This window comes from Mesorhizobium sp. C268A, from assembly GCF_040324475.1.
Taxonomy (GTDB): domain Bacteria; phylum Pseudomonadota; class Alphaproteobacteria; order Rhizobiales; family Rhizobiaceae; genus Mesorhizobium.
Window position 1 is genome coordinate 1 of the sequence record NZ_JAMYVX010000003.1, and the last position, 24,946, is coordinate 24,946.

The following is a 24,946-nucleotide window of genomic DNA, read 5'->3' on the forward strand; positions in this document are numbered from 1 at the left end:
TCGCCGCGATTTTCACCAGCGATTCCAATCAGATCCTCGACGTCCCTGATGCCGAGGTTTAGACCTTGGCCCCGATCGGCGGGAACACATGTGCAGCCTCGCCGACCAGCGCCACACGGTTTTGCGCGAAGCGCCCCGGTGATGCCGCTGAAAGCGGGTAAATTTGTCGGCCGGGCTCGACCGACACCCGGCCCAGCATCGACTGCATCTGCTGCTCGACACGCTCGGAAAGCGTCGCGTCATCGAGTGCGGCGAGGTCCTTCGCCGCCTCCGGTTTCACCACCCAGACGAGGCTGGAGCGGTTGCCGGGCAGCGGCACCTGGGTGAACGGCCCGGTCTCTGTGTGGAACTCGGTCGAGGTGAAGCCGTGTTCGCTGCGATGGCCAAAATTCAGCACCAGCGCCGCTTGGCGGTAGGATCGCACCGAGGCCACTATGCCTGCCGCCTCGCGCGCCGGCGACAGGCGCCCATCGGCAGCGACCGCAAGCGCGGCCGAGACTTCGCGACCATCAGTCAAGACGGCATGCGCCTGATCGGCGTCCAGACGCCAACTCTCGACCATCGACGTCAGCCATTCGATGCCGGGATGGGCCGCGACGGACTTGGCCAGCGTCGGGTTCAGCGCACTATTGGGCAGGTTGAGCCCGAACTGCTCCTCGCCGATCTCCATGGCGCGAAAAGTCACCACCGGGGCTGCGGATCAGCCGGCTGGTCGCATCAACGATGCGCATGACCTTCAGCGGCGCGGCCTTCGGCGCAAGTTCGGCCAGCACGCCCAGCCGATCGAGAACCTTGAGAGCAGGGTTCATCAGCGCCGTGGTCCGGCCATCGGGCCCGCCTGCTTCGGGTCCGACCAGGGTTACCGGAAAGCCCGCCTCGGCGAAACCGAGCGCCGCGATCAGTCCGGCAGGGCCGCTGCCGGCTACCAGTATCCGTGCTGTCTCGCGATGATCCAAATTGGACTTCCAGTTTGCGATGCAGGTGTCTACCCATGGATATAGGTCAGACCATGCGGCTTGATCAACGCGGCGATTAGGCTCATTCGGTTGTCATGACCGGCCAGCAGGACGATTTCAGCCATCTCGACCGCGCCGGCCGCGCCACGGCAAGCCTGGCCCGCAGCCCCCGCCTGACGGTCAACATCGCCATCGCCGGCGGCATTCTGCTCGCCTGGTTCATTCTCGGCGCCATGGCGATCCGCGGCGCCGAAGCCCGGCTCCCCGGCGTACCAGGCGATGTGGTCCTGCGATATCTGCCGCAACTGCCGCTGCCGGATGTCCTCGACCGCTTCTTCGGCATGTGCCTGACGCCCGCACCACTTGATGCCGGCGGCGCACCGGTTCTGGCGCTGATCGTGATGTGGTTTTTGATGGCCGTGGCGACGATGCTGCCGTCGGCGGCGCCGATGATCCGTACCTATTGTGAAATCGCCGACACCGCCCGCATCAAGGGCGAGCCGGTGGCCCATCCGCTGGTCCTGGCTGCCGGCTACCTCTCGACATGGCTTGTCGCCTCTATCGGCTTCGCGGTGCTGACGTTGCTCGTCCACGCATTTACGTCCTCCGCTCGATTGCTCGATCCGGTGAGCGGCCTTGCCGCGGCGGCCGCGCTGCTGGTTGCCGGCCTCTACCAGTTCAGCAGCCTCAAGCAGGCCTGCCTGACAAAATGCCGGAACCCGTTCTCGACACTGTTTTCCAACTGGAGCGCGGAGCCGGGTGGCATCTTCCGGCTAGGGCTGAAGCAGGGCCTGTGGTGCCTCGGCTGCTGCTGGGCGCTGATGCTGGTGATGTTTGCCGTCGGCGCGATGAACGTGTTCTGGATGGCGCTGATCGGCCTGTTCACCTTGATCGAAAAACAGACCACCGGCAGCCTTCCAACCCGAGTGGCCGGTGCGATACTGCTTGTCTGGGTAGTCGCCCTGCTAGTAGTCTCGGCATGACGGGGGAGAATTCCATGGCAGAGCAAGGCTGGGCAATGAAAGGAGAGCTCGTACTCTCCTGCAATTGCACGGTTTTTTGTCCTTGCGTGCTGTCGCTTGGCAGCCATCCGCCGACGGAGGGTTATTGTCAGACCTGGGCGGGCTTCCGCATCGACGCAGGCCATTTCGGCGAGGTCGACCTGTCCGGCCTCAATCTCGGTCTGGTCATGGAAATCCCCGGCTTTATGAGCCGCGGCAACTGGACCGCAGGCCTGTTCATCGACAAGCGCGCCTCCGTCTACGCGGTGAAAGCGCTGACCAGGATCTTCACCGGGAAGGCCGGCGGAACAACCTCGCTGTTGTCGATCCTTGTCGGCAAGTTCCTCGGTGTCGAGCAGGTGCCGATCACCTACGAGACGCGTGACAAGACCCGTATTTTCCAGATACCGAAGATCATCGACGGGGCGGTCACACCGATTCCCGGCAAGGATCGCGAGAAGGATACCGTGATCGGCAACTCGGAATACTGGATCGCGCCGGAGATCATCGTGGCCAGGTCCGACAAAAGCAAGATGCGGGCGTTCGGCCACAACTGGAACTTTGCCGGCCGCTCGGCCGAAATCTGCAAACTGGATTGGCGGGGCCCGTGAGCAAGAACACAACCGCCAGGAATGCCGCCAAAAAGATCACCGACCGGATACCCAGGCCGAAGAAAAAGGTCACCTGGCCGCAGGCGCGGGCATTCTCGGTGCATCTGTTGACCGCGTCTGGCTCGTTCCTGGCCTTCCTGTCTCTGGTGGCGGCAAGCGAGCAACGCTGGACGGCGATGTTCTGGTGGCTGGGGCTGGCGCTGTTCGTCGACGGCATAGACGGGCCGATCGCGCGCAAGCTTGAGGTCAAGGAGATCCTGCCGACCTGGTCGGGCGAACTCCTCGACAACATCATCGACTATGTCACCTATGTGCTGATCCCCGCCTTCGCGCTCTACCAGCGCGGCTTCATGGGCGAAGGGCTGTCTTTCCTGTCGGCGGCCATCATCGTGGTGTCCAGCGCCATCTATTATGCCGACACCGGAATGAAGACGAAGGAGAACTTCTTCAAAGGCTTTCCGGTGGTCTGGAACATGGTCGTGTTCACGCTGTTCGTCATCGAGCCGGGACAGTGGGTGTCCTTCGGCGTCGTCGTGGCGGCCGGCATCCTCACCTTCGTGCCGATCAACTTCATTCATCCCGTGCGGGTGGTGCGGCTGCGGCCAATTAATCTTGGCATGACGCTGCTCTGGTGTGCTTTCGGTGCGCTGGCGCTGGCGCAGGCGGCCCTTGCCGCCTTCTACGACCAGATCGGCGTTTTGGGCGAACAGGTCGGCGTCTTTACCAAGGTCGGCATCACCATCACCGGACTTTACCTCGCCTGCATCGGCGGTATCATGCAGTTCTTCCCCAAACTCGGCGCCAAGCCGGACACTAAGAAAGCCTGACCGCAGGAAAGCCCACAAATGTCCAAAGCAATCCGTATCCACGCCCATGGCGGTCCGGAAGTCCTGACCTATGAAGACGCCGATCCGGGACAACCCGGCGCCGGGCAGATCCTGGTCAGGCACACCGCGATCGGCCTCAATTTCATCGATGTCTATCACCGCATCGGCTTCTATCCGCCGCCCGGCGGCTTCCCGCTGATCCCGGGCGGCGAGGCGGCAGGTGTGGTTCTCGAGGTCGGCGCAGGCATCGACTGGCTGAAGCCGGGCGACCGCATCGCCTATGCCGTCAATGTCGGTGCCTATGCCGAACAGCGCATTGTCGCCGCCGACCGCGTGGTCAAGGTACCGGACCGCATCAGCGACGAACAGGCCGCCGGCATGATGCTTAAAGGCATGACGGCGGAGTATCTGTTGCGCCGGACCTTCAAGGTGAAGGCAGGCGACACCATCCTGTTTCATGCCGCCGCCGGCGGCGTCGGGCTGATCCTGGGACAATGGGCAAAACATCTCGGCGGCACCGTCATCGGCACGGCAAGCTCAACCGACAAGATCGAGCTCGCCAAGGCGCATGGCTTCGACCATGTCATCAACTACAAGGAGCAGGATTTCGTCGCCGGCGTCGCCGCCATCACCGGCGGCAAGAAATGTGACGTCGTCTACGATTCGGTCGGCAACGACACATTCCCGGCCTCGCTCGACTGTCTGAAGCCGCTCGGCATGTTCGTCTCTTTCGGTCAGTCCTCTGGACCGATCCCGTCATTTTCGATGTCGCTGCTGGCGCAGAAGGGCTCGCTGTTCGCTACCAGGCCGACGCTGTTCGTCTACAACGCCAAGCGTGAAGACCTCGAAATCTCCGCCGCGGCATTGTTCGATGTGGTGTTGAGCGGTGCGGTCGAGATCAAGATCAACCAGCGCTATGCGCTGAAGGACGCCGGCAAGGCGCAAGCCGATCTCGAAGGGCGCAAGACCACGGGTACGACAATACTGATCCCCTGACGGAGGTTTGCCTTCCTTTCAGTGCTTTGCCGCGGCGCCCAGGCACTGTTTGCACGAAAAACCGGTCGGTCGGTTTGTTGTGCGAAACGGGCCTATCTTTACCCCTTGAGTTTCCGCTGAAATTCTTGAAGCTCTTTCAAGGTGGGTGCTGCTTTCGCACGAGAGCGGCCAGCGCATACGATGTTGGCGGGAACACAGAACATATCCGGAAACCGGATGGGAGGCACTGTGAGTGCAGATCATGATGGAGCGAACCTGCTTGAGGTTCGTGGCCTGACCAAGATATTCGGCACGCTGACTGCGTGCGATCATATCGACCTCAACATCGCCAAGGGCGAGATCCACGCGCTGCTTGGCGAAAACGGCGCCGGCAAGTCGACGCTGGTCAAGATGCTGTTCGGTTCGCTGGAGCCCAATTCCGGCGAGATATTCTGGAACGGCGAAGCGGTGCGGATCACCAGTCCGGGCATGGCGAAGAAGCTCGGCATCGGCATGGTGTTTCAGCACTTTTCGCTGTTCGAGGCGCTGACCGCGGCCGAGAATATCGCTCTGTCTCTGGATGACGGCTCACCGATCAGCTCGATCGCGGCCAAGGCGAGGGCGCTTTCCTTCAGCTATGGCCTGCCGCTCGATCCGGACTCGCTGGTCGGCGATCTCTCGGTCGGCGAACGCCAGCGCATCGAGATCATCCGCTGCCTGTTGCAGACGCCGCAGCTCATCATCCTCGACGAGCCGACCTCGGTGCTGACGCCGCAGGAAGCCGACAAGCTGTTCGAAACGCTTGAGCGCCTGCGCTCGGAGGGCAAATCCATCCTCTACATTTCGCACCGGCTGGAAGAGGTCAAACGCATCTGCGACCGCGCCACCGTGCTGCGTCACGGCAAGGTCGTCGGCCATTGCAACCCGCGCGAGGAAACGGCTTCGTCGCTGGCCCGCATGATGGTCGGCAACGAGGTGAAGGCCGTGGTGCGCGCACCGGCCGAAGGCATCGAGGCCGCGCAGCCGCTGCTCGAAATCCGCGCCCTCAGCCGCAAGCCGGCAACCCCGTTTTCGATCCCGCTGAAGAATATCAACCTCACTGTGCGCGCCGGCGAGGTGATCGGCATTGCCGGTGTCGCCGGCAACGGCCAGGGCGAGTTCTTCGAATCCGTCTCCGGCGAGGTGCTGCAGCAGGACGCCGCATCCGTGCGCATCCGCGGCAAGGATGCCGGCTCGCTCTCGATCACAGGCCGGCGGCTGATGGGCGCTGCCTTCGTGCCGGAAGAACGCCTCGGCCATGGCGCGGCGCCACGCATGAAGCTTTCGGAAAATCTGCTTCTGTCGCGGCACGCCACCGACGGCAAGGTTTTTGTCGGCGCCGGCGGCACGGTCAAAAGCGGTGCGGTCTATGCCGCCGCCCAGCGCATCATCGTGGCGATGGACGTGCGCAAGAGCGCGCCCGATCCGGAAGCCGCGGCCCTGTCGGGCGGCAATCTGCAGAAATTCATCGTCGGCCGCGAACTCGACCGCAGCCCTGCCGTCATGGTCGTCAACCAGCCGACCTGGGGCGTCGACGCCGGTGCCGCCGCCCACATCCGCCAGGCGCTGATCGAACTGGCGCGCAGCGGCTCGGCGGTTCTGGTCATCAGCCAGGACCTCGATGAGCTGTTCGAGATTTCGGACGCGATCGCGGTCATGCACAATGGCGAATTGTCGAAACCGCTGCCGATCGCCGAGGCAACTTTCGAAAAGATCGGCCTGTTGATGGGCGGCGCCGAGCCCGGCCACGCCGAACATGGTCTGGAGACGGCATGATGCGCCTCGAACTCGTCAAACGCCCGCAGCGCTCGATGCTGTTTTCCGCGCTGTCGCCCTTCATCGCCTTCGCCCTGACGATCATCGCCGGCGCGGTTCTGTTCGCGTTGCTCGGCGTCAACCCGCTGAGCGCATTCGAGATCTATTTCATCGAGCCGATCAGCCAGGTCTGGCAGTTGCATGAACTGGCGATCAAGGCCGCACCTTTGATCCTGATCGCGGTCGGCCTGTCGGTCTGTTACAAGGCCAACATCTGGAACATCGGCGCTGAGGGACAGTTCATCCTCGGCGGCATTTTCGGCTCGGCCATTCCGGTGCTGTTTCCCGGGTTCGAAGGCCCGCTTGTGCTGCCGCTGATGCTGTTGTTCGGCATGGTCGGCGGCGCCGCCTATGCGGCAATCCCTGCTCTCCTAAAGACGCGCTTCGGCACCAACGAAATCCTGACCAGCCTGATGCTGGTCTACGTCGCCCAGCTTTTCCTCGACTGGCTGGTGCGCGGCCCCTGGCGCGATCCGCAGGGCCATGGTTTTCCGCAGACGATCCAGTTCAACGACTCGGCGGTCCTGCCGGAACTGATGCCGGACGCCGGCCGTGCCAATTGGGGTTTTGTCTTCGCGCTTGTTGCAGCCGTGCTGATCTGGGTGCTAATGAGCCGCCTGCTCAAGGGTTTTGAGGTCCGCGTGCTCGGCTCCAGCCCGAGGGCAGGGCGCTTCGCCGGCTTCGGCCTCAACCGCATGGTCTTCTTCGCCTTCCTGCTGTCAGGCGCGCTGGCCGGGCTTGCCGGCATTTCGGAAGTCTCCGGCGCCATCGGCCAGCTGCAACCGGTGATCTCGCCCGGCTACGGCTTCACAGCGATCATTGTGGCGTTCCTCGGCCGGCTCAATCCGCTCGGCATCGTCGCCGCCGGCCTGGTGCTGGCGCTGACTTATCTCGGCGGCGAGGCGGTGCAAAGCGCGCTCGGCATTTCCGACAAGGTGGCGCGTGTGTTCCAGGGCATGCTTTTGTTCTTCGTGCTCGGTTGCGACACGCTCATCCATTACCGCATTCGCCTGGTCGGCATGGCGCTGACGAAAAGCGCGGCGAAGCTTGAAGCCGCGCCGAAGTTGAAGGAAGCCCGCTGATGGACATCGCCGTCAACATCCTTTTGACCATCGCCACGGCGGCAACGCCGCTTTTAATAGCGGCAATCGGCGAACTCGTGGTCGAGCGCTCCGGCGTGCTCAACCTCGGCGTCGAAGGCATGATGATCATGGGCGCCGTCGGCGGCTTCGGCGCCGGCTATCTCACGGGATCGCCCTGGATCGGCCTGTTGGCGGCAATCGCCATGGGTGCCGTGTTCTCGCTGCTGTTTGCGGTGATGACGCTGTCGCTCGCCACCAACCAGGTGGCGACCGGCCTGTCGTTGACGCTGCTTGGCCTCGGCCTGTCCGGCATGATGGGGACCAGCTTCGTCGGCCAGCCGGGCGAGCGGCTGCCAAACCTCTACGTTCCGGTGCTCACCGACATTCCCGTCGTCGGCAGGCTGTTGTTCGGCCAGGACCCGATCTTCTACATCTCGATCGCGCTGACGGCGGCCGTCATGTGGTTCCTGTTCAAGACCCGCACCGGCCTCACTCTGCGCTCGATCGGCGACAGCCACACATCGGCGCATGCGCTCGGCATCAAGGTCATCCGCTACCGCTATCTCGCGGTCATCTTCGGCGGCGCCTGCGCCGGCCTTGCCGGCGGCCATCTGTCGCTGGTCTACACGCCGCAATGGGTGGAGAACATGAGCGCGGGCCGCGGCTGGATCGCGCTGGCGCTGGTCGTCTTCGCCTCCTGGCGGCCGTGGCGCGTGCTCGCCGGCGCCTACATCTTCGGCGCGGTGTGGATCGGCCAGCTTCATGCACAGGCATTTGGCATTCCGGTGCCTTCGCAGCTGCTTTCTTCTCTGCCCTATCTGGCAACCGTCGTGGTTCTCGTTCTAATCTCGCGCAACAAGCGTCTGACGATGATGAACACGCCGGCTTCCTTGGGGCAGCCATTCGTTCCGGATCGTTGACAACAAAAACAAACGGGAAGCTCCAAGGCTAAACTCAGAGAGGTAACACAATGAAAAAACTGCTTATTGCGTTGATGACCACGACCGCCGCCATGTCACTGGCGGCGTCCGCGCAGGCCGCCGACAAGTTGAAGGCATGCTGGGTCTACACCGGCCCGATCGGCGACTTCGGCTATTCCTACCAGCACGACCAGGGCCGCCTCGAGGTGGAAAAGGCGCTCGGCGACAAGGTCGAAACCGCCTATCTCGAGAACGTCTCGGAAGGTCCCGATGCCGACCGCGCTTTCGAGCGTCTGGCGCGCGAAGGCTGCAAGATCATCTTCGGCACCTCTTTCGGCTTCATGGACCCGGAAGTGAAGGTCGCCAAGAAGTTCCCCAAAGTGATGTTCGAGCACGCCACCGGCTACAAGACCGCTGACAATCTCGGCATCTACAATGCGCGCTTCTATGAAGGCCGCTATGTGCTCGGCCAGATCGCCGCCAAGGAATCGAAGGCAGGGGTCGCCGGCTATATCGTTTCCTTCCCGATCCCCGAAGTGGTGATGGGTATCAACTCCTTCATGCTCGGCGCGCAGTCGGTCAACCCGAACTTCAAGGCCAAGATCGTCTGGGTGAACTCCTGGTTCGATCCGGGCAAGGAAGCTGACGCGGCCAAGGCACTGTTCGATCAGGGCGCCGACATCATCGTTCAGCACACCGATTCCACCGCTGCCTTGCAGGTGGCGGAAGAGCGCAAGCTGCACGGCTTCGGCCAGTCCTCCGACATGATCAAGTTCGCGCCGAACGCGCAGCTGACCTCGCTGACGGACGAATGGGGGCCGTACTACATCAGCCGCGTTCAGGCAGCGCTCGACGGCACCTGGAAGCCGGACAATGTCTGGCTCGGCATCAAGGACGGCGCCGTCAAGCTGGCGCCCTTCACCAACATGCCGGACGATGTGAAGGCGATGGCCGAGGCAACCGCCAAGAAAATCGCAGATGGCTGGAACCCCTTCACCGGACCGGTCGCCAAGCAGGACGGCACGCCGTGGCTCAAGGACGGCGAAGTCGCCGACGACGGCACGCTGCTCGGCATGAACTTCTATGTGAAGGGCGTCGACGACAAGTTGCCGCAGTAAATATCGGAAACGCAAAGGAGAAGGGGCGCCGCGCGGCGCCCTTTTTCATTTCGCGGGCTGCACGCTTCGACTGCGAAACCGCGCCGAGGGCTGTGCCAAAAATCCGAGGGCGCCGGGAGGCGCCCTTTTTGGCAATTTTCTAAACCGCCGAGCCGTAAAGGTCGTAGGCGTCGGCGCGGTCGATCTTGACCGTGACGATGTCGCCTTGGCGCAGCGGGCGGCGCGACTGGATATGCACCGAACCGTCGATCTCGGGCGCGTCGTATTTTGTCCGGCCCTTGGCAGACGTGCCATGCGCCTCGTCGATCAGCACCGGCAGGCGCTTGCCGACCTTCTTGGCCAGCTGCGTCGCCGAGATCTTCTGCTGGCGCTGCATGAAGCGATGCCAGCGCGCTTCCTTGATCTCCTGCGGCACCTGTTCGAGGCCGAGATCGTTGGAGCGGGCGCCGCGGACCGGCTCGTATTTAAAGCAGCCGGCGCGATCGATCCTGGCCTCGTCCAGCCAGTCGAGCAGCATCTCGAAATCCTCGTCGGTCTCGCCGGGGAAACCGACGATGAAGGTCGAGCGTATCGCCAGATCCGGGCACACCTCGCGCCAGCCGCGAATGCGCTCCAGCGTCTTTTCGCCATGGGCTGGACGGCGCATGTTCTTCAGCACCTGCGGCGAGGCGTGCTGGAAGGGGATGTCCAGATAGGGAAGGATTTTTCCATCCGCCATTAGCGGGATGACATCGGCGACATGCGGGTAGGGGTAGACATAGTGCATGCGTACCCAGATGCCGAGCTTGCCCAGCTCCTCCGAAAGGTCGAGGAATTTCGCCCGCACTTCGCGGTCGCCGAACATCGACGTCTGGTACTTGATGTCGATGCCGTAGGCGCTGGTGTCCTGCGAGATGACCAGCAGTTCCTTGACGCCGGCCTTGGCCAGCTTCTCGGCCTCGCGCAGCACATCGGCCGCCGGGCGCGAGACGAGGTCGCCGCGCAGTGCCGGAATGATGCAGAAGGTGCAGCGGTTGTTGCAGCCTTCGGAAATCTTGAGATAGGCGTAGTGGCGCGGCGTCAGCTTGACGCCTTGCGGCGGCAGAAGGTCGATATAGGGATCGTGGCTGGGCGGCGCCGCCTCATGCACCGCGGCCATCACGCTCTCATAGGCCTGCGGGCCGGTGATGGCGAGGACGTTGGGGTGCTTCTCTCGTATGACGTCCGGCTCGGCGCCGAGGCAGCCGGTGACGATCACCCGGCCGTTTTCCGAAAGCGCCGAACCAATGGCGTTGAGCGATTCGTCGCGGGCCGAATCGAGAAAGCCGCAGGTGTTGACGACGACAAGGTCCGCGCCGTCATGCTTGCGCGCGATCTCATAGCCTTCGGCGCGCAGGCGCGTGATGATGCGCTCGGAATCCACAAGCGCCTTCGGGCATCCAAGGCTGACGAAACTGACGCGAGGCGCAGACATGAGAAACATTCCGGGTTTTTCGGGATCGGCGGCCAGTACCACACTTATTGCGGCATTGGTATGGGCAGCGGCTGCGGCGAACGCGACCACTGCCTCCGGCAGATACCCGTAGTATACAGAAGCTGTAGGACCGGCAGAGTCAGCTCACCACAGGACTGACATGCGGCCAGACCTCGACAACGCCGCGATAGACCATATCGATCGCGACGTAGAGAATGATCAGCAGGCCGACATAAGCGATCCAGCGGTGGCGGTGCAGCAGCTTGGCAATGAAGCTCGCGGCCAAGCCCATCAAGGCGATCGACAGCACCAGGCCTATGACAAGCACCGGAAAATGATCGCGCGCCGCACCGGCGACCGCCAGCACATTGTCCAGCGACATCGAAACATCGGCGACGACGATCTGCAGGGCCGCCTGGCCGAGCGTCTTGCGCGGCGCCTTGCCACCTACCGTTCTGTCGCTGTTGAGGTCGGAATCGGAGAGCGCCTCGGTCGCCTCGAACTCGTCGGCATGCGACGTCCGCAGCTCGCGCCACATCTTCCAGCACACCCACAACAAAAGGATGCCGCCGGCCAGCAGCAGGCCGACAATGGCAAGAAGCTTGACGGTGACGGCGGCAAACAGGATGCGCAGCACAGTCGCCGCCAACACGCCGATCAGGATGGCTTTCTTGCGCTGCTCGACCGGCAGGCCGGCGGCGGCAAGGCCGATGACGATGGCATTGTCGCCGGCAAGCACCAGATCGATGGCGATGACCTGGAGGAGGGCCGTCATGCTTGCAGCGCTGAAAATGTCCATCGACCGGAGCCCCTTGCTGTATCGGCGTGTTCGTCGTCGGATATGCCGACGCCCTAACGTGTATGGTTCCCGCGCGTCAAGAGACTGCCGGCGCAATTCCAGGAAAAGTGCGTAGCGGTTTTCCGTCCGGAATCATGCAAAAACAAAGAGTTAGAGTGGGTCAGCTGCTCTGTAAAAAGCTGAACCGCTCTAACGGCCGACGCTGAAAGCCACGGGAATAGGGAAGGTCGTTCTGCCAGAGAGAATTCTGGTCGCAGCGAATTCAGTCGTAGAGATTGTACTTCGCCCAGTCGGCTTCCGGAATCTCGTCGCCGATGCGGTAACGGAACTGCAGGACCTCCATATGGTCAGGCGCCGTCTCGCATTTGAACTTCAGCCGGTACCACTGCCCCTTGCTGCGGAAGGCAGCGCCCGGGCTGCGGATGGCATCGGCCTTCATTTCCGGCGTCGCGAAGGCGTAGGCGACGACGCGGTCTGCCTTGTACTTGTGGTCGTCATGGCTGATGCGGTCGAGCACTTCGGCGTCGCATCTCTGCTCCAGCCGGGTCTCCGGGTCGAGTTTCAGCAGGCCGGCGCGCAGGGCGGCGTCCATCGCGTGGGCGGGCCAGGCCAGCGTCACCGAGGCCAGCGCCGCAAGGAATAGTTTTTTCATGGGCGGGAGAACGACCATAACTCGCGTGAAAAATCAACCGGAGTGCCATTTTGGGGCAGCCGGATATGCGCGGAAATCGCCGTTGGCCGGGCAGGGTGTTTTGACGCAGCCGCTTTGATACGTCGCCGGCGCCATTCTTATTTGTCCGGGCTGCCATGCACCGATTGCCTGTTTCGCCGTCTTTGCGCTTCTCGCGATCGCGGCACCCACCGCCACGGCCGCAAGGCGATATAGACAGCGAGGAAGGCTCTTTGTGCAAGGCCGGCCTCGCTGTGCCAGACCTCCCTTATCCCCGCCGCCCGCAAGGCCCTTCGTTGGGTGCTGTTGCGGTCCCAGCGCCGGCTGATGCTGCCCGCCCGGTAGTATTTGTGGCAGAGCACTTGCGGCACGCGGACAAAGCCGCCGAGCAGCGACAGATGCAGAAGCCAGGTCCAGTCGGCGCTGAATTCGCCTTGGCTGTTGGGCTTGATCCCGCCGCTACGGTGGAACGCCCAGGCCCTGAATATCCCACGATTGGGAACCCACCATCCATGCGGCTGGCGCGCCATCGCCCGGCCACGCGCAAAACCGTCCTGCAAGCCCTCCAGCAGGTCGAACTTCCACGTGGCACTTTCGCCGCTGACTTCGATCACTTCGACGTCGCTGAACGACAGTACGGCCGCGGGATTGGCATCGAGCGCCCGCACCAGCGCCTCGATATAGGTTGGATCGATGACGTCGTCATGGAAGGCAAAGAACATCAATTCGCCGCTGGCATTGGCCATCAGATCGTTGGAGTTCTTCAGCCATCCCAGGTTTTTGTCCCGGCGGAGGATACGGACATCGTCGCGGCCGCCGGCGAAGGCTGAAACGATCTCGAATGTCGCGTCGGTCGAATTGTCCTCCCCGACCAGGATCTCGATATTGTCCCAGGTCTGCGCGGCGAGGCTGTCCAGCGTACGCGAAATGAATGCCGCCGAATTGTAGCATGGCACCAGCGCCGTGACCTTCGGCCGCCAGCCGGATCGAAGCTGGACTTGTTTCTGCGCTACCTGCTTCGCGCCGCCCTGTTCTGTCTCACCCATTCACTCGATCCCGCAGATTTGCCGCGCCAGCCTGTCGGCAAGCCACGGCGCCGTCGAATATTTACCTGTGTCGACCGAGATGTAGTTGCCCAGGCGGTTGACCCCGAATTGGTCGCGGCGATGGATTGTGGCTTTCGGGTCGCTGAGCGAACCACGCCCTTGCGCAAACACGAAGCCGCCGCGTACCTCAAGCTCCTCGGCATCGTCGAACATGCTGGAAACACTGGGCACCAACCGGGCGAGCGTGGCGCGAACGTCGCCGATGAACCGCTGTCGTGCGTCGGCATCGAGCGCTTGCGGCGTTTCGATCGACAATTCGCCACTCTCCGCAAGCAACCCGCTCGGGTACCAGGAGAGATAGAAGTTGCGCCCGTCATAGTTTTTTATGTCGCCGAACGGGCCAAGGGCGACGACCGCGCATGGCACATTGACAGGCTGCCTGGTGCGGCCGAACAGGCAAAGCCTGTAGCGGTGCGACCATCCGGGAACCGGCTCGATGCCGGCCGTGCGGTCGACAGCCAGCCGCCCCTCCCAAAGGCAATTGACGACGATGTCGAACGCCTCACTTTTCTTGCCTGCGACCGCCACGCGCCATTTCCCGTCAATTCCGTCCACCGGCTGTGCCGACAGGACTTTGGACGCCATCCGCAAGCTGATATTGGGTTCACCCCGAAGCGCCGCGCAAAGCCGGTCGGCAACCCATCGCGTGTTGACGGATCGCTCCGGCACCTGGAAGCCGCCGACGATCTGGTCCGAGTTGGTGACATCGGCCAATTCAGTTCTGGAAAGCCGATTCGATCGCGCCGCCGATACGTCGGCAAGGTAGCTGGTGGCGTCAGCGTGGCTGCGCACCAATACATCCACACTTTCAAAGATCGCCCCCAGCGCCTCGACAGCGACGATCGAGTTGCGATGGACCAGATAAAGATCTTCCGAAAAGGTCGTGTGCGTTTCCAGATTGCTTCCGATCAACTCGGAAACAAGCCTGCCGAAACGCAGTCCTCCCGAAAGCAGATGCCGGGCGGTCAGCAACGAGGGATCGTTCCCGTAGAGATAGCCGAGATGAATCTTGCCCTCGTTCCAACGGCTGGCGCAGGCCATCGGCTCGCTCTCCTTGTCGAAGAGGGACACCGCGTAGCCTCTGCGGGCCATCATGAGAGCGAGGCTGGCGCCCATGATGCCGGCGCCGAGAATAGCCATTCTGCCGCGAGGCGCTGTCATGTCCTGGCGCGCATCGCGGCCTCTCCTTTCGCGATGAGTGTCATCAGGGGTTCGATACGTAGTCTTCAGGGTCGTATTCGGTATCGCAGAAAACCAGCAAAGCCGGGTTCTCGCCTTCATAGGTCTGCAGCGCCCACACCGCGGCATCGACCAGCACCGCGCGGTTCGATGCGGTGAGCGTCAGCCGTTCGACCTGTTCCCGGTAGCGAAATTCGATGCCGATCTCGCCCGACAGCTGCATCATCAATTGCCGGCCCGAGCCGTGTGCATGTCCGCCCCGCGACGTGCCGCGCGGCGCGGTGACGACGAACGCCCGCACGGCTTGGAAATTGTAACCGCTGAACTCGATAGCGGTCAGCATTCCCCTGGGATCGCAATGTAACGAAGTGGGGATCTCGGTGACCTTGCCGCCAAAGAACGTTCGATGCTGCATAACGTAAGCCCGCCAGATGCCGGTCGAAATTTACCTCAGACTAGCGCTTATATCAAAAGACAGAGAATACAACCACTTAGGCGGTGTTTTGGGACACAGCAGCGGATCGATGTCGAGCTCGGCCTCAGGCCGATACGGCGCCGACTACCGAAGGTCGCCGCGCCGTCACGACTTCTGAGTCGCGGCCGAAACCACGGCTTAAGACCTTGGTCCGAGCGGTCTAGGACCTTTGAGTTCGGAAGGCCGGCCGGTCCCAACGAGGGTGATCTACTTCAGCAATTTCAAAGAGTTATGCTGGTTGGCGTTTCGCCGGCCGGCCGCTTCGTTCTCGCCATGAAAGCACAGCTATATCCAAGTTTACCCTTTGTGTTAGCGATTCCTCATGTTGCCCGCTATAGCGGTTAGTGGCGGTGGCAATCTCGGAGGTAGTTATGACATCCCGAAAGACCCTTTTTGCTGCATTTGCAGTGTTCTCGCTTCTGGTGTCGCCGGCCCTGGCTGCTGCTGGTGGCAACGGCCATGGTAACGGCCATGGCAATGGTAACGGCAATGGCAATGGCAATAGCGGAGGAAACGGTAATGCTGGCGGCAATGGCGGAGGCGGCGGTTCGGTCGGCAAGTCGGCATCCGCCAAGGGCCAGGCCCCTAAGGGCCAGGTCGCCAAGGCCGCTACCCCTTCTGTGTCCAAGGAAAAGAATATCCATGCCAAGCTCGGCCGGTTGAACTCGCTTCAGCGCAACGCCAACGCCTTTATGCACTCCAAGAGCAAGAACTTCGCTGGCGTGCAGGCTTTTGTGACACAGTCGGCAATAGCCAAGAACGCTCAATCGGCGCTCGACGCCGCTAATCAGGCGGTTACCGACGCCAAAGCGGCGCTCGACGCGCTGAATGCGAAAGCGGCTGACCCGAATACCCTGCCCGAAGATGTCCCGACGCAGGCCGACCTCGATGCAGCACAGGCAGCGCTCGATGACGCCACCCAGGATGCGGCCGCTGCTCAGACCGCCGCCACAGCTGCCGCTGCCAACGTCCCATCGATCGATGCAGCCCTTGCCCAGATGGCCAACAAGCCCGTTGACCCTGAGGTCACAGATTGGGCCAATGGCGTACTTGCCGACAAGATCGACCAAGTGGCCGCCAAGTTGGCTCCGGCCACGCCTTAAGGCCTCATGCGGCGGCAGCGATCCAGTCGACGATAAAGCCGTCGGGTTTGCCCGGCGGCTGTACCTTTCTCGCCTATCTGCAGCGTTGGTCCTAATGCAGGTCCGAGATTCTGGTGGATGGCTATTTTGCGAAATCTGCAGCCGCGCCGCCGTCCTCAACGCTGAATTCATGCGTGCTTCGCGCATCTTCATCGACCACACGAAACCAATGCTCCTGAAGCGCTCTAGGCGACACCCTTTGGCCCGTGACCTTCTCTACCGCAGATAACGGATCATCGGCGTTCGTGGCCTGAGATGAGACACACTCCTCTCCATGCCACTCTTCCACCTGGTACTCTGGCATGCCGGCCTACCTACCGCTCCCCAGAGCCTTCGCTTCCCGCTCCAGCGTCTCGCGTCGGTTGCCGTGCTTCGCGATCAATTCCTTGACCTGCTGCGGGGTGATGCCGGCCTTGGTGGCGAAATACTCGACTTCATAATCCTCATCGGCAGAGACGCGGTCCCGATCGCGGAAGTCCGTCTTCGTTTTGTCGTCGGCCATTTGCTTTGCTCCTGGTTGAATGATCAACCGCAACGTGCAGCCGCAGCCTTTTGTTGCAGCGGAGCCCGGATTTCCGAAACGGTCACATGGGAAAACGACCCTCAGTCGCAGGAGGTGCTGGTGTTGCTGTAACTTTGAACGGAACGGTTCTTCTCCTTGACGGTTGTGACGTGAAGGAGATGCCTCATGTTTGAAAGTGTGATGTGGTTGATCGTCGTTGCTGGTGGGCCACTGTTGCTGGCCCTATTGATGGCATACGTTCTTATGACCCGACGCCACCGTGGTCCTGCAGAGCGCATGGAAAGCGACCGCGCGACCAAACGGCTCTATCGCCAGGACGAACGTTGATCCTTAGGCTGGCGCAACGTTTGCGCTCACGCTGGCCCGCTGCCTCACGGTGGCAGGCTTCTTCGTTTTAGGAAGTTAGGAATAACTTAGCAAAGATTTGGCCCTCTTTGAAAATACAGAGGCAATTCAGCACGATAGCCAAATATCTGGCGGAGGGAGTGGGATTCGAACCCACGGTGGGCTTGCACCCACGCCGGTTTTCAAGACCGGTGCCTTAAACCGCTCGGCCATCCCTCCGTCGTGATTTTTCAATCATTTAGGAACATCAACCGACCCAGTGAACGACAGTCGGTATCGAATGATACCTATGCGTTCCGGACCAGCTTGCGGTTCATTTCTCTAGAGCGTTGCCCAGCGCCAAGTCAACCATCGGCGCTGCCATGGATAATAGGGGGTGGCGTTCGTTACCCGGACGGAGCTGCGAACCCGTTTTCGAAAGCGCCGGGATCTAATTGCGATCCTTGCTGCCGACCTGCACAAGTTGCAGAAGACCCAGCACGACAAGTGCGAGCAAGGTAGCCAAAGCCGCGATCTGCCAGAACCCGAGCCCAACCGCCAGGCCTATGGCGCCTGCCAGCCACATGCCCGCCCCAGCGGTAAGCCCTTGAACCTCGCCCTTGCAGAAGAAGATCAAGCGCGCGGCCAGAAATGCCACGCCGGCAGTCGTGGCTTCGATCAAGCGGATAGGATCAATGGCGATTTCCTGACCATCGAAGACGTGAAGATGAGTAATCTCGATCGTGAGGATGGCAATTAGAGCCGTCGCAACACAGACTAGGATGTGTGTCCTCAATCCGGCCGGCCGGTTACGCCATTCGCGTTCGATCCCAACGATGGAGCCAAGGACGCCGCGAGCAAAAGCCTGGCTGAAATTACGGAAAAGGGCAGCCACGTCTGTTGCCCGAAACGTTCAAAGAATTCATCCATGAGGCGCAGAACGTATCTCGGGTCGGTCGGTTCCAGGCAGCCGCGCTTCATGCCACAGGTTCACTTCCAGACTCCAAAGGACAGAGGTCTCGGATGCCTCCTCACAGGCGCCCGGCCAGCCCGGGACATGGCCGCCACATTCCTGCCCGGTTCCGGACACAATCGATTAATACGCTGATAAACAATTCCTGCGCACAAGGGATGGGGACTGGCGCGTCGCAGGCATTGCTCATCTGGCTCCGCCGAAATTCTAGAAGCGGCGCCTGTGTCGAGACGGTAGGGGACATCGGAAAACATGCAGACCACGACGCATCGGCGTCTTCGTCGCGCTCCTGCTTTGGTGTTGTGCGCTCTTTCGGCTGCGTTGCTGGCCGCGTGCGCGTCGCCGCAGTCCGAGCCGAAAGCCATGGTCTACAAGGAGCCTCGCTCGAAGGAATATTTTGCCGAGACCGAATACGGTGTGAAGGCCAGCCCGCGCGTTCAGTACATGCGGCGCGGCGGCGGCCGCGACCAGTTGGGCAAGCCCTATCAGGTGCGCGGCAAGTGGTATTACCCCAAGGAAGACAAGCGCTACGCCAAGGTCGGTCTCGCCTCCTGGTATGGCGATGCCTTCCACGGTCGTCTCACAGCCAATGGCGAAGTCTACGACATGACCCATCTGACGGCGGCGCATCCGACCATGCCGCTGCCGAGCTATGCCCGTGTCACCAACACCGAGACCGGAAGCTCGGTCATCGTGCGCGTCAACGACCGCGGCCCCTATCACGAGGGACGCATCATCGATGTCTCGGAACGCGCCGCGCAAATGCTCGACTATGCCAAGGTCGGCACGGCCAGGGTCAAAGTGGAATATATCGGCCGCGCGCCGCTCGACGGCGACGACGACCAATATCTGGTCGCCTCCTATCGCCCGGGCAACAACCGCCCGGACCCGTCCGATGGCTTGCCGACCGGCGTCATGGTGGCGATGAACGGACCTTCGCCGAGCCTATCTGTTGGCGCACCACCTGCCGCAGTGCCGTTTCCTGGTCAGTTGACGAATTCCGACACACAGCCAGTGATGTCGATGCAGGCACCGGGCTCAAGCGATGTGACGCTGCCGGAATTCGGGCCGATCGTGCCTCAGCGCCCGGAATCGCCCTTTGCCGTGGCTTCGCTCTCCTATGCGGATGCACGCGTGCAGCGCGCCGACGTCTTTGCAGCACTCGATGACCAGGGCATGTCACCAGCCGACATCCTGCAATCGTGGAAGAAATCCAACCCGCAGGCGGCGCCTGCCGTTTCCGACTATGTCGCCGCCGGCTCCTTCGACGATGCCGCCGAGGCAAAGCGGGTGGCTGCGGCTCTCGAACCGTTCGGGAGGACCGAAATCCAGAGCACCGAACTCGACGGCAATGACTGGTACGCGGTCAATCTCTATCCGGATGGCCACGGCAATGTCGACGACCTCTTGCGCGCGGCATGGTCGCATGGCGCGCCGGACGCGCTGGCTGTGCGCAACTGACCAACAAAGGCACGCCGGTTTTGTCATTGCGCGGTTGATCCGCCGGGAAGAAGCCTGCTAGCGTTGCGGCAAGTTTCTGCCGGCTAACAGTCGAGCCTCTTCATGCGATTTCGCCTTTTCCACCCTTTTGCCGGGCTTTTTGGCCTTGGCTTCTTGCTTGCCGCGCTGGCTCCGGCCAACGCGCAGCTTTTTGAGACCAAGGCCACGCAGGCCTTCATGATCGATGCCGAGACAGGCACGGTGCTGTTTTCCAAGGATGCAGATCAACCGATCCCGCCGGCCTCGATGGCCAAGCTGATGACTATGGAGATGGTCTTCAACGCCATCAAGTCGAAGCGCATGAGCCTCGACGACACCTTCGTGGTTTCGGAAAATGCCTGGCGCAAGGGCGGTGCGCCTTCGGGAACGTCGACCATGTTTGCCAAGCTCAAATCGGCGATCCGGGTCGAGGATCTGATCCAGGGCGTGACCATCCAGGCCGCCAATGACGGCTGCATGGTGCTGGCCGAAGGCATGGCCGGCTCCGAACAGAATTTCGCAGTGCAGATGAACGATCGCGCGCGCCAGATCGGGCTGGCGAAATCGACATTCGTCAATTCCACCGGCCTGCCGGGCGACGGCCAGCAGACGACGGTGCGCGAATTGGCGCAGCTTGGCCTGCATATATGGCGCGAATATCCGGACCTCTATCTCTATTATGGCCGGGCCGATTTCACCTGGAACAAGATCTCGCAAAAGAACCGCAACCCGTTACTGGCCATGGGCATCGGCGCCGACGGAATGGCGGTCGGGTCGAGCGAGACGGGCGGCTTCGGCATTGTCGGCTCGGTCAGCCATGACGGGACGCGGGTGATCGCCGCGATGAGCGGATTGGCCAACGATCGCGAGCGCGCTGAGGAAGCGCGCAAGCTGCTTGAATGGGGCGTCCGCTCCTTCGAGAAGACCGAGATTTTCGCCAGCAACGAAGTGGTCGGCGAGGCCCAGGTGTTCGGCGGCGCCAAATCCAGCGTAGCGCTGAAGGCAAAGGCGCCCATCGACGTCCTGCTGCCGATCGCCAACCGCGACAAGCTGACCGCCAGGATCGTCTATCAGGGGCCGGTATCGGCGCCGGTGGAGGAGGGGCAACCCGTCGGCGCGCTACGCGTCTGGATCGGCGACACGCTAAGCCAGGAAACGCCGCTTTTCGCCGCCGAATCGGTCGGCGTCGGCACGTTGCCGCAACGCGCGTTTGATGCCGCCAGGGAACTGGCCGTAGGCTGGCTGCGTTGAGTTCCTGCGGCGTGGACCTTTTCTCAGGCGAGGACTAAGACACCAGCGCAAAGCAGGACAAAGGCCTTTCGATTGGCAAGCGGATTTTTCATCACCTTCGAAGGCGGCGAGGGCGCCGGCAAGTCGACGCAGATCGAACGGCTGGCCCAGAAAATGCGCGCCAAGAAATACGATGTCCTCCTCACCCGCGAACCCGGGGGGTCACCCGGCGCCGAGGCGGTCAGGCATGTGCTCCTGTCCGGCGCCGCCGAGCCGTTCGGGCCGAAGATGGAGGCGCTGCTGTTTGCCGCCGCGCGCTCCGACCATGTCGAGCAGGTCATCCGGCCGGCGGTGGAGCGCGGCTCCATCGTGCTGTGCGACCGTTTCCTGGATTCGTCGCGCGTCTATCAGGGCGTCACCGGCGGCCTCGATCCGGCTTTCATGGAAGCTCTGGAGGAGGTCGCCATCAACGGCATGATGCCGGACATGACGCTGATCCTTGACATTGACCCCGCCGAGGGCTTGCGGCGCGCCGCCGCGCGGCGTGGCGCCGAGGACGGTCCGGACCGCTTCGAAAAGGAGACGCTGGACATCCACCAGCGCCGCCGTGACGCCTTCCTGGCGATCGCAGCCGCCGAGCCGGACCGCTGCATCGTGATCGACGCGTCGGCGCCTCCCGCTGCGGTGGAGGATGTCATCACCGCGGTGGTGTTCGCCGCACTTGAGGCGAGGGCGCCCGCGCGCAACCGACAGGCGGCGCCCGCATGATCTTCGAACGCATCGCTCCCGAGCAGCACGACACACTGGACGGTGTACCGGAGCCGTCCGAGACGCTGCGCCTGGTCGGCCATGAGCAGGCGGCCGCGATGCTCGCTGCCGCCTATCGCTCGGGAAAACTGCCGCATGCGTTGATCTTTGCCGGGCTGGTCGGCATCGGCAAGGCGACGCTTGCCTTTCACCTGGCGCACCATCTGTTGAAGCATCCGGCCTTCGACCAGGCGCCGGATGTGTTTGCCGTTCCCGATCCGGCCTCACCGCTGTTTCGCCAGATCGCCACCGGGGCGCATCCCGGCGTGCTGCACCTGACCCGGCCGCTGAACGACAAGACCAAGAGTTTCAAGACCGTCGTCACCGTCGACGAGATCCGCAAGGTCAACCGCTTCCTGTCGCTGACCTCGCATGACGGCAGCTACCGGGTGGTGATCGTCGATCCGGCCGACGACATGAACACCAACGCCGCCAATGCCTTGCTGAAGAACCTCGAGGAGCCGCCGAGCCGCACGCTGTTCATCCTCATCGTGCATGCGCCGGGCAGCCTTTTGCCGACCATCCGTTCGCGCTGCCAGATGGTGCGGCTGACGCCGCTCGATGCCGGCAGCCTGATGAGTGTTCTGGAGACCGTCGAGCCGCCGCCACCTTCCGATCCTGCCGCGCGCGCGGCACTGGCGGAACGGGCAGGGGGCAGCGCCCGCAATGCGATCCTTCTGACCCAATATGGCGGGCTGGAGATTGGCGGCACGCTCGACGCCCTGGTCACGTCGGGCAAGAGCGACATCGCCGGAGCCTATCGGCTTGCCGAGGCCGTCGCCGGCCGCGACCAGGCGATCCAGTTCGACATCTTCAACCGCCGCGCGCTCGATCTGCTCTCCACTGGCGCCAGTGAAGCCGCGCTGGCCGGGGATCTCGCGCGGGCGAAAACGCTGTCCGACACTTGGCACGAGGCGCTGAACGCCATATCTGAGACCGATACCTACAATCTCGACAAGAAGCAGCACGCCTTGACCATGATCGACCGCCTGAATTCCGCAATGCGAATGTGACCGGTTTCGGCATTGGGTCGGGATGGCAATCGCCGTCTCGATGCGATATCCACCGCTCACATTCATTTGGCCATTCATGACGGTTCATTCATGTCACGCGACACATTCTACATCACCACACCGATTTTCTATCCGAACGGCAAGCCGCATATCGGCCACGCCTATACGGTCATTGCGACCGACGCGCTGGCCCGCTTCCAGCGCCTGGACGGCAAGGACGTGCTCTTCCTCACCGGCACCGACGAACATGGCCTCAAGATGCAGCAGACGGCCGAGAAGGAAGGCATAACGCCACTCGCGCTTGCCGACCGCAACTCGGCGATCTTCCGTTCGATGACAGAGGTCCTGGGCGGCTCGAATGATGATTACATCCGCACGACGGAACCACGCCACTACGAGTCGTGCCAGGCGATCTGGAAGGCGATGGCGGCCAATGGCGACATCTATCTCGACCGCTACAGTGGCTGGTATTCGGTCCGCCAGGAAGCCTATTTCGAAGAGAGCGAAACCACGCTCGGCGACGACGGCGTGCGCCGCGAGCCGCTTGGCTCGCCGGTCGAATGGAATGAGGAGGAAAGCTACTTCTTCAGGCTTTCCGCCTATCAGGACAAATTGCTTGCGCTGTACGAAAGCCAGCCCGATTTCGTCGGTCCGGCCGAGCGTCGAAATGAGGTGATGAGCTTCGTCAGGTCCGGGCTCAAGGACATCTCGGTCTCGCGCACGACCTTCAATTGGGGCGTGCCGGTGCCCGGCGACGACAAGCATGTGATGTATGTCTGGGTCGATGCCTTGACCAACTACATCACCGCTGTCGGCTATCCCGACACCAAGGCCGAGCAATGGCGCTACTGGCCGGCCACGCACATTATCGGCAAGGACATCGTCCGCTTCCATGCCGTCTACTGGCCGGCTTTCCTGATGTCGGCCGGCATCGAACTACCGAAGCGCGTCTTCGCGCATGGCTTCCTGTTCAACCGCGGCGAGAAAATGTCGAAGTCGGTCGGCAATGTCGTAGACCCCTTCACCATGGTCGAGCATTACGGCCTCGACCAGGTGCGCTATTTCTTCTTGCGTGAGGTGCCATTCGGCCAGGACGGCAGCTACAGCCATGACGCGATCGTCAACCGCACAAATGCCGATCTCGCCAACGGTCTCGGCAATCTGGCGCAGCGCTCGCTGTCGATGATCGCCAAGAACTGCGGCGGCGTGGTGCCGCATCGCGGCGAGCTGACCGAAGCCGACAGCGCGATCCTCGACCAGGCGGTGGAAGCGCTGGGTACCGCGCGCCAGGCGATGGCGGAACAGGGCATCCATCTCGCGTTGGCGGCGATCTTCGGCGTTGTGGCGGAAGCGGATCGCTACTTCGCCTCGCAGGCGCCCTGGGCGCTGAAGAAGACCGATCCGGCGCGCATGGAAACAGTGCTGTGGACGACCGCCGAACTGGTGCGGCGCGTGGCATTGCTGTGCCAGCCCTACATTCCGGGGTCGGCCGGCAAGCTGCTGGACCTGCTGGCGGTGCCGGCGGACAAGCGCGACTTCGCGCATGTCCATGCCGACTATGCGCTGGTGCCCGGCACGGCGCTGCCCGCGCCGGAGGGCGTGTTTCCGCGTTACGTCGAAAAGCCTGAGGCGAGCGCCTGATGCTCGTCGACAGCCATTGCCATCTCGACTTTCCGGATTTCGCCGAGGAGCGGGCGGCCATCGTCGCCCGCGCAAAGGCTGCCGGTATAGGTCACATGGTGACCATCTCGACACGCGTGAAGCGGTTTGCGCAAGTGCTTGAGATTGCCGAGAGTTTCGACGAAATCTATTGCTCGGTCGGCACCCATCCTCACAATGCCGGCGAAGAGCTGGATGTGACGGCTGAGGACCTTGTGCGCCTGTCCGCGCACCCGAAGGTAGTGGCGATCGGCGAGGCCGGGCTCGACTATTTTTACGACAAGGCGCCACGCGATGCGCAGGCGCAGGGTTTTCGCACTCATATAGCAGCCGCGCGCGAGACCGGGCTGCCGCTGGTGATCCATTCGCGCGATGCCGATGACGACATGGCTGCCATCCTCGAAGACGAAACAGGGAAGGGCGCCTTCCCCTTCATCCTGCATTGTTTTTCGTCGGGGCGACGGCTGGCAGAGGTCGGCGTGGCGCTTGGCGGCTATGTGTCCTTCTCGGGCATACTGACCTTCAAGAACTCCGCCGATTTACGCGCCATCGCAGCCGATGTGCCGCATGACCGGCTGCTGGTCGAGACCGACGCACCGTATCTGGCGCCGGTGCCGTTCCGCGGCAAACGCAACGAGCCGGCCTATATCGCGCATACAGCCAAGGTGCTGGCGGAGACGGTCGGCGTTGGCGAAGCCGAGATCGCGACGCTGACGACGGCGAACTTCTTCCGGCTGTTCGGCAAGATGCCGCGGCCCGCCGGGCTCTGA

24 protein-coding genes, 1 tRNA gene and 1 pseudogene are annotated in these 24,946 nt (G+C 62.5%); 16 read left to right on the forward strand and 10 right to left on the reverse strand.

What is annotated here, in order from left to right; all coding sequences use genetic code 11:
• Positions 1-956 (reverse strand): annotated as a pseudogene (locus NKL06_RS26810) (FAD-dependent monooxygenase); the annotation flags it as partial.
• Between the two features lie 95 nt (positions 957-1,051).
• On the opposite strand from NKL06_RS26810, the gene NKL06_RS26815 reads away from it, so the two are divergent.
• The 8 genes from NKL06_RS26815 to NKL06_RS26850 all read left to right on the forward strand — a co-directional run bounded on the left by NKL06_RS26815 (position 1,052) and on the right by NKL06_RS26850 (position 9,344).
• The gene (locus NKL06_RS26815) at positions 1,052-1,939 is read left to right on the forward strand and encodes a DUF2182 domain-containing protein (RefSeq protein ID WP_023691318.1); all 888 of its coding nucleotides are present in this window, start codon (positions 1,052-1,054) and stop codon (positions 1,937-1,939) included.
• A gap of 14 nt (positions 1,940-1,953) precedes the next feature.
• Positions 1,954-2,568, forward strand: a complete 615-nt coding sequence (locus NKL06_RS26820) for a DUF1326 domain-containing protein (protein WP_023691317.1) — start codon at positions 1,954-1,956, stop codon at positions 2,566-2,568.
• A complete protein-coding gene (pcsA, locus tag NKL06_RS26825; protein ID WP_023682522.1) occupies positions 2,565-3,395 on the forward strand; it encodes a phosphatidylcholine synthase in 831 nt (276 codons plus the stop codon). The genes NKL06_RS26820 and pcsA overlap by 4 nt, the downstream gene beginning before the upstream one ends.
• 18 nt (positions 3,396-3,413) lie before the next feature.
• Positions 3,414-4,391, forward strand: a complete 978-nt coding sequence (locus NKL06_RS26830) for a quinone oxidoreductase family protein (RefSeq protein ID WP_023691316.1) — start codon at positions 3,414-3,416, stop codon at positions 4,389-4,391.
• A 216-nt stretch (positions 4,392-4,607) separates the two neighbouring features.
• A complete protein-coding gene (locus NKL06_RS26835) occupies positions 4,608-6,185 on the forward strand; it encodes an ABC transporter ATP-binding protein (RefSeq protein ID WP_023691315.1) in 1,578 nt (525 codons plus the stop codon).
• Positions 6,182-7,306 carry an ABC transporter permease gene (locus NKL06_RS26840; protein WP_031193354.1) on the forward strand — a complete coding sequence of 375 codons (1,125 nt, stop codon included), beginning with the start codon at positions 6,182-6,184 and terminating at the stop codon, positions 7,304-7,306. The genes NKL06_RS26835 and NKL06_RS26840 overlap by 4 nt, the downstream gene beginning before the upstream one ends.
• On the forward strand, positions 7,306-8,226 hold the full coding sequence (locus NKL06_RS26845; RefSeq protein ID WP_023668962.1) for an ABC transporter permease: 921 nt from the start codon (positions 7,306-7,308) through the stop codon (positions 8,224-8,226). Before NKL06_RS26840 ends, NKL06_RS26845 begins: the two co-directional genes overlap by 1 nt.
• Before the next feature lie 50 nt (positions 8,227-8,276).
• Positions 8,277-9,344: a BMP family ABC transporter substrate-binding protein gene (locus NKL06_RS26850; protein WP_023682527.1), complete on the forward strand. Its 1,068-nt coding sequence runs from the start codon at positions 8,277-8,279 to the stop codon at positions 9,342-9,344.
• 139 nt (positions 9,345-9,483) lie between these two features.
• Here the strand turns inward: NKL06_RS26850 and rimO are convergent, their stop codons facing one another.
• The 6 genes from rimO to NKL06_RS26880 all read right to left on the reverse strand — a co-directional run bounded on the left by rimO (position 9,484) and on the right by NKL06_RS26880 (position 14,966).
• Entirely contained in the window at positions 9,484-10,797 is a 1,314-nt protein-coding gene (gene rimO / locus NKL06_RS26855) for a 30S ribosomal protein S12 methylthiotransferase RimO (RefSeq protein ID WP_023691314.1), read from the reverse strand.
• A 139-nt stretch (positions 10,798-10,936) separates the two neighbouring features.
• On the reverse strand, positions 10,937-11,596 hold the full coding sequence (locus tag NKL06_RS26860) for a TerC family protein (RefSeq protein WP_023668959.1): 660 nt from the start codon (positions 11,594-11,596) through the stop codon (positions 10,937-10,939).
• A 262-nt stretch (positions 11,597-11,858) separates the two neighbouring features.
• Positions 11,859-12,266 carry a DUF930 domain-containing protein gene (locus tag NKL06_RS26865; RefSeq protein WP_032889884.1) on the reverse strand — a complete coding sequence of 136 codons (408 nt, stop codon included), beginning with the start codon at positions 12,264-12,266 and terminating at the stop codon, positions 11,859-11,861.
• A gap of 119 nt (positions 12,267-12,385) precedes the next feature.
• Complete coding sequence (locus tag NKL06_RS26870; protein WP_023691313.1) at positions 12,386-13,312, reverse strand: glycosyltransferase family 2 protein; 927 nt, start codon at positions 13,310-13,312, stop codon at positions 12,386-12,388.
• Positions 13,313-14,533, reverse strand: a complete 1,221-nt coding sequence (locus tag NKL06_RS26875; protein WP_023691312.1) for an FAD-dependent oxidoreductase — start codon at positions 14,531-14,533, stop codon at positions 13,313-13,315.
• 43 nt (positions 14,534-14,576) lie between these two features.
• Positions 14,577-14,966 carry a sugar 3,4-ketoisomerase gene (locus NKL06_RS26880; protein WP_023691311.1) on the reverse strand — a complete coding sequence of 130 codons (390 nt, stop codon included), beginning with the start codon at positions 14,964-14,966 and terminating at the stop codon, positions 14,577-14,579.
• Between the two features lie 431 nt (positions 14,967-15,397).
• On the opposite strand from NKL06_RS26880, the gene NKL06_RS26885 reads away from it, so the two are divergent.
• The gene (locus NKL06_RS26885) at positions 15,398-16,129 is read left to right on the forward strand and encodes a hypothetical protein (protein WP_352581297.1); all 732 of its coding nucleotides are present in this window, start codon (positions 15,398-15,400) and stop codon (positions 16,127-16,129) included.
• A 349-nt stretch (positions 16,130-16,478) separates the two neighbouring features.
• On the opposite strand, the gene NKL06_RS26890 is transcribed toward NKL06_RS26885, so the two are convergent.
• Positions 16,479-16,670, reverse strand: a complete 192-nt coding sequence (locus tag NKL06_RS26890; RefSeq protein WP_023668952.1) for a DUF3606 domain-containing protein — start codon at positions 16,668-16,670, stop codon at positions 16,479-16,481.
• Positions 16,671-16,856: 186 nt separating this feature from the next.
• Here NKL06_RS26890 and NKL06_RS26895 point away from each other — a divergent pair, with 186 nt between their 5' ends.
• Positions 16,857-17,018 (forward strand): hypothetical protein, encoded by a 162-nt coding sequence (locus NKL06_RS26895; RefSeq protein ID WP_023691300.1) that lies wholly within the window; start codon positions 16,857-16,859, stop codon positions 17,016-17,018.
• A 147-nt stretch (positions 17,019-17,165) separates the two neighbouring features.
• Here the strand turns inward: NKL06_RS26895 and NKL06_RS26900 are convergent.
• Both NKL06_RS26900 and NKL06_RS26905 read right to left on the reverse strand, forming a co-directional pair.
• A tRNA-Ser gene (locus NKL06_RS26900) sits at positions 17,166-17,255 on the reverse strand.
• A 211-nt stretch (positions 17,256-17,466) separates the two neighbouring features.
• Positions 17,467-17,910 (reverse strand): MgtC/SapB family protein, encoded by a 444-nt coding sequence (locus NKL06_RS26905; RefSeq protein WP_502903795.1) that lies wholly within the window; start codon positions 17,908-17,910, stop codon positions 17,467-17,469.
• 330 nt (positions 17,911-18,240) lie between these two features.
• Here NKL06_RS26905 and NKL06_RS26910 point away from each other — a divergent pair, with 330 nt between their 5' ends.
• From NKL06_RS26910 to NKL06_RS26935, 6 genes are all read left to right on the forward strand, one after another.
• The gene (locus NKL06_RS26910; RefSeq protein WP_023691299.1) at positions 18,241-19,449 is read left to right on the forward strand and encodes a septal ring lytic transglycosylase RlpA family protein; all 1,209 of its coding nucleotides are present in this window, start codon (positions 18,241-18,243) and stop codon (positions 19,447-19,449) included.
• Between the two features lie 102 nt (positions 19,450-19,551).
• Complete coding sequence (locus tag NKL06_RS26915; RefSeq protein ID WP_023691298.1) at positions 19,552-20,718, forward strand: D-alanyl-D-alanine carboxypeptidase family protein; 1,167 nt, start codon at positions 19,552-19,554, stop codon at positions 20,716-20,718.
• A 72-nt stretch (positions 20,719-20,790) separates the two neighbouring features.
• Positions 20,791-21,465, forward strand: coding sequence for a dTMP kinase (gene tmk / locus NKL06_RS26920; RefSeq protein WP_023668949.1), 675 nt, complete (start codon positions 20,791-20,793; stop codon positions 21,463-21,465).
• Positions 21,462-22,517 carry a DNA polymerase III subunit delta' gene (locus NKL06_RS26925; protein WP_023691297.1) on the forward strand — a complete coding sequence of 352 codons (1,056 nt, stop codon included), beginning with the start codon at positions 21,462-21,464 and terminating at the stop codon, positions 22,515-22,517. Before tmk ends, NKL06_RS26925 begins: the two co-directional genes overlap by 4 nt.
• Before the next feature lie 90 nt (positions 22,518-22,607).
• Positions 22,608-24,158, forward strand: coding sequence for a methionine--tRNA ligase (gene metG / locus NKL06_RS26930; RefSeq protein ID WP_023691296.1), 1,551 nt, complete (start codon positions 22,608-22,610; stop codon positions 24,156-24,158).
• Complete coding sequence (locus NKL06_RS26935; protein WP_023691295.1) at positions 24,158-24,946, forward strand: TatD family hydrolase; 789 nt, start codon at positions 24,158-24,160, stop codon at positions 24,944-24,946. The genes metG and NKL06_RS26935 overlap by 1 nt, the downstream gene beginning before the upstream one ends.

What these genes read in the sequence shown, in the direction of transcription:
- NKL06_RS26850 (WP_023682527.1), top strand. Translation starts at nt 8,277, where the DNA reads ATGAAAAAACTGCTTATTGCGTTGATGACCACGACCGCCGCCATGTCA.
- NKL06_RS26830 (WP_023691316.1), top strand. Translation starts at nt 3,414, where the DNA reads ATGTCCAAAGCAATCCGTATCCACGCCCATGGCGGTCCGGAAGTCCTG.
- NKL06_RS26840 (WP_031193354.1), top strand. Translation starts at nt 6,182, where the DNA reads ATGATGCGCCTCGAACTCGTCAAACGCCCGCAGCGCTCGATGCTGTTT.
- rimO (WP_023691314.1), bottom strand. Translation starts at nt 10,797, where the DNA reads ATGTCTGCGCCTCGCGTCAGTTTCGTCAGCCTTGGATGCCCGAAGGCG.
- NKL06_RS26835 (WP_023691315.1), top strand. Translation starts at nt 4,608, where the DNA reads ATGGGAGGCACTGTGAGTGCAGATCATGATGGAGCGAACCTGCTTGAG.
- NKL06_RS26860 (WP_023668959.1), bottom strand. Translation starts at nt 11,596, where the DNA reads ATGGACATTTTCAGCGCTGCAAGCATGACGGCCCTCCTCCAGGTCATC.
- NKL06_RS26880 (WP_023691311.1), bottom strand. Translation starts at nt 14,966, where the DNA reads ATGCAGCATCGAACGTTCTTTGGCGGCAAGGTCACCGAGATCCCCACT.
- NKL06_RS26925 (WP_023691297.1), top strand. Translation starts at nt 21,462, where the DNA reads ATGATCTTCGAACGCATCGCTCCCGAGCAGCACGACACACTGGACGGT.
- NKL06_RS26910 (WP_023691299.1), top strand. Translation starts at nt 18,241, where the DNA reads ATGCAGACCACGACGCATCGGCGTCTTCGTCGCGCTCCTGCTTTGGTG.
- NKL06_RS26815 (WP_023691318.1), top strand. Translation starts at nt 1,052, where the DNA reads ATGACCGGCCAGCAGGACGATTTCAGCCATCTCGACCGCGCCGGCCGC.
- NKL06_RS26875 (WP_023691312.1), bottom strand. Translation starts at nt 14,533, where the DNA reads ATGACAGCGCCTCGCGGCAGAATGGCTATTCTCGGCGCCGGCATCATG.
- NKL06_RS26865 (WP_032889884.1), bottom strand. Translation starts at nt 12,266, where the DNA reads ATGGTCGTTCTCCCGCCCATGAAAAAACTATTCCTTGCGGCGCTGGCC.
- NKL06_RS26870 (WP_023691313.1), bottom strand. Translation starts at nt 13,312, where the DNA reads ATGGGTGAGACAGAACAGGGCGGCGCGAAGCAGGTAGCGCAGAAACAA.
- NKL06_RS26895 (WP_023691300.1), top strand. Translation starts at nt 16,857, where the DNA reads ATGTTTGAAAGTGTGATGTGGTTGATCGTCGTTGCTGGTGGGCCACTG.
- NKL06_RS26820 (WP_023691317.1), top strand. Translation starts at nt 1,954, where the DNA reads ATGGCAGAGCAAGGCTGGGCAATGAAAGGAGAGCTCGTACTCTCCTGC.
- NKL06_RS26915 (WP_023691298.1), top strand. Translation starts at nt 19,552, where the DNA reads ATGCGATTTCGCCTTTTCCACCCTTTTGCCGGGCTTTTTGGCCTTGGC.
- NKL06_RS26890 (WP_023668952.1), bottom strand. Translation starts at nt 16,670, where the DNA reads ATGGCCGACGACAAAACGAAGACGGACTTCCGCGATCGGGACCGCGTC.
- metG (WP_023691296.1), top strand. Translation starts at nt 22,608, where the DNA reads ATGTCACGCGACACATTCTACATCACCACACCGATTTTCTATCCGAAC.
- NKL06_RS26845 (WP_023668962.1), top strand. Translation starts at nt 7,306, where the DNA reads ATGGACATCGCCGTCAACATCCTTTTGACCATCGCCACGGCGGCAACG.
- NKL06_RS26935 (WP_023691295.1), top strand. Translation starts at nt 24,158, where the DNA reads ATGCTCGTCGACAGCCATTGCCATCTCGACTTTCCGGATTTCGCCGAG.
- NKL06_RS26885 (WP_352581297.1), top strand. Translation starts at nt 15,398, where the DNA reads ATGACATCCCGAAAGACCCTTTTTGCTGCATTTGCAGTGTTCTCGCTT.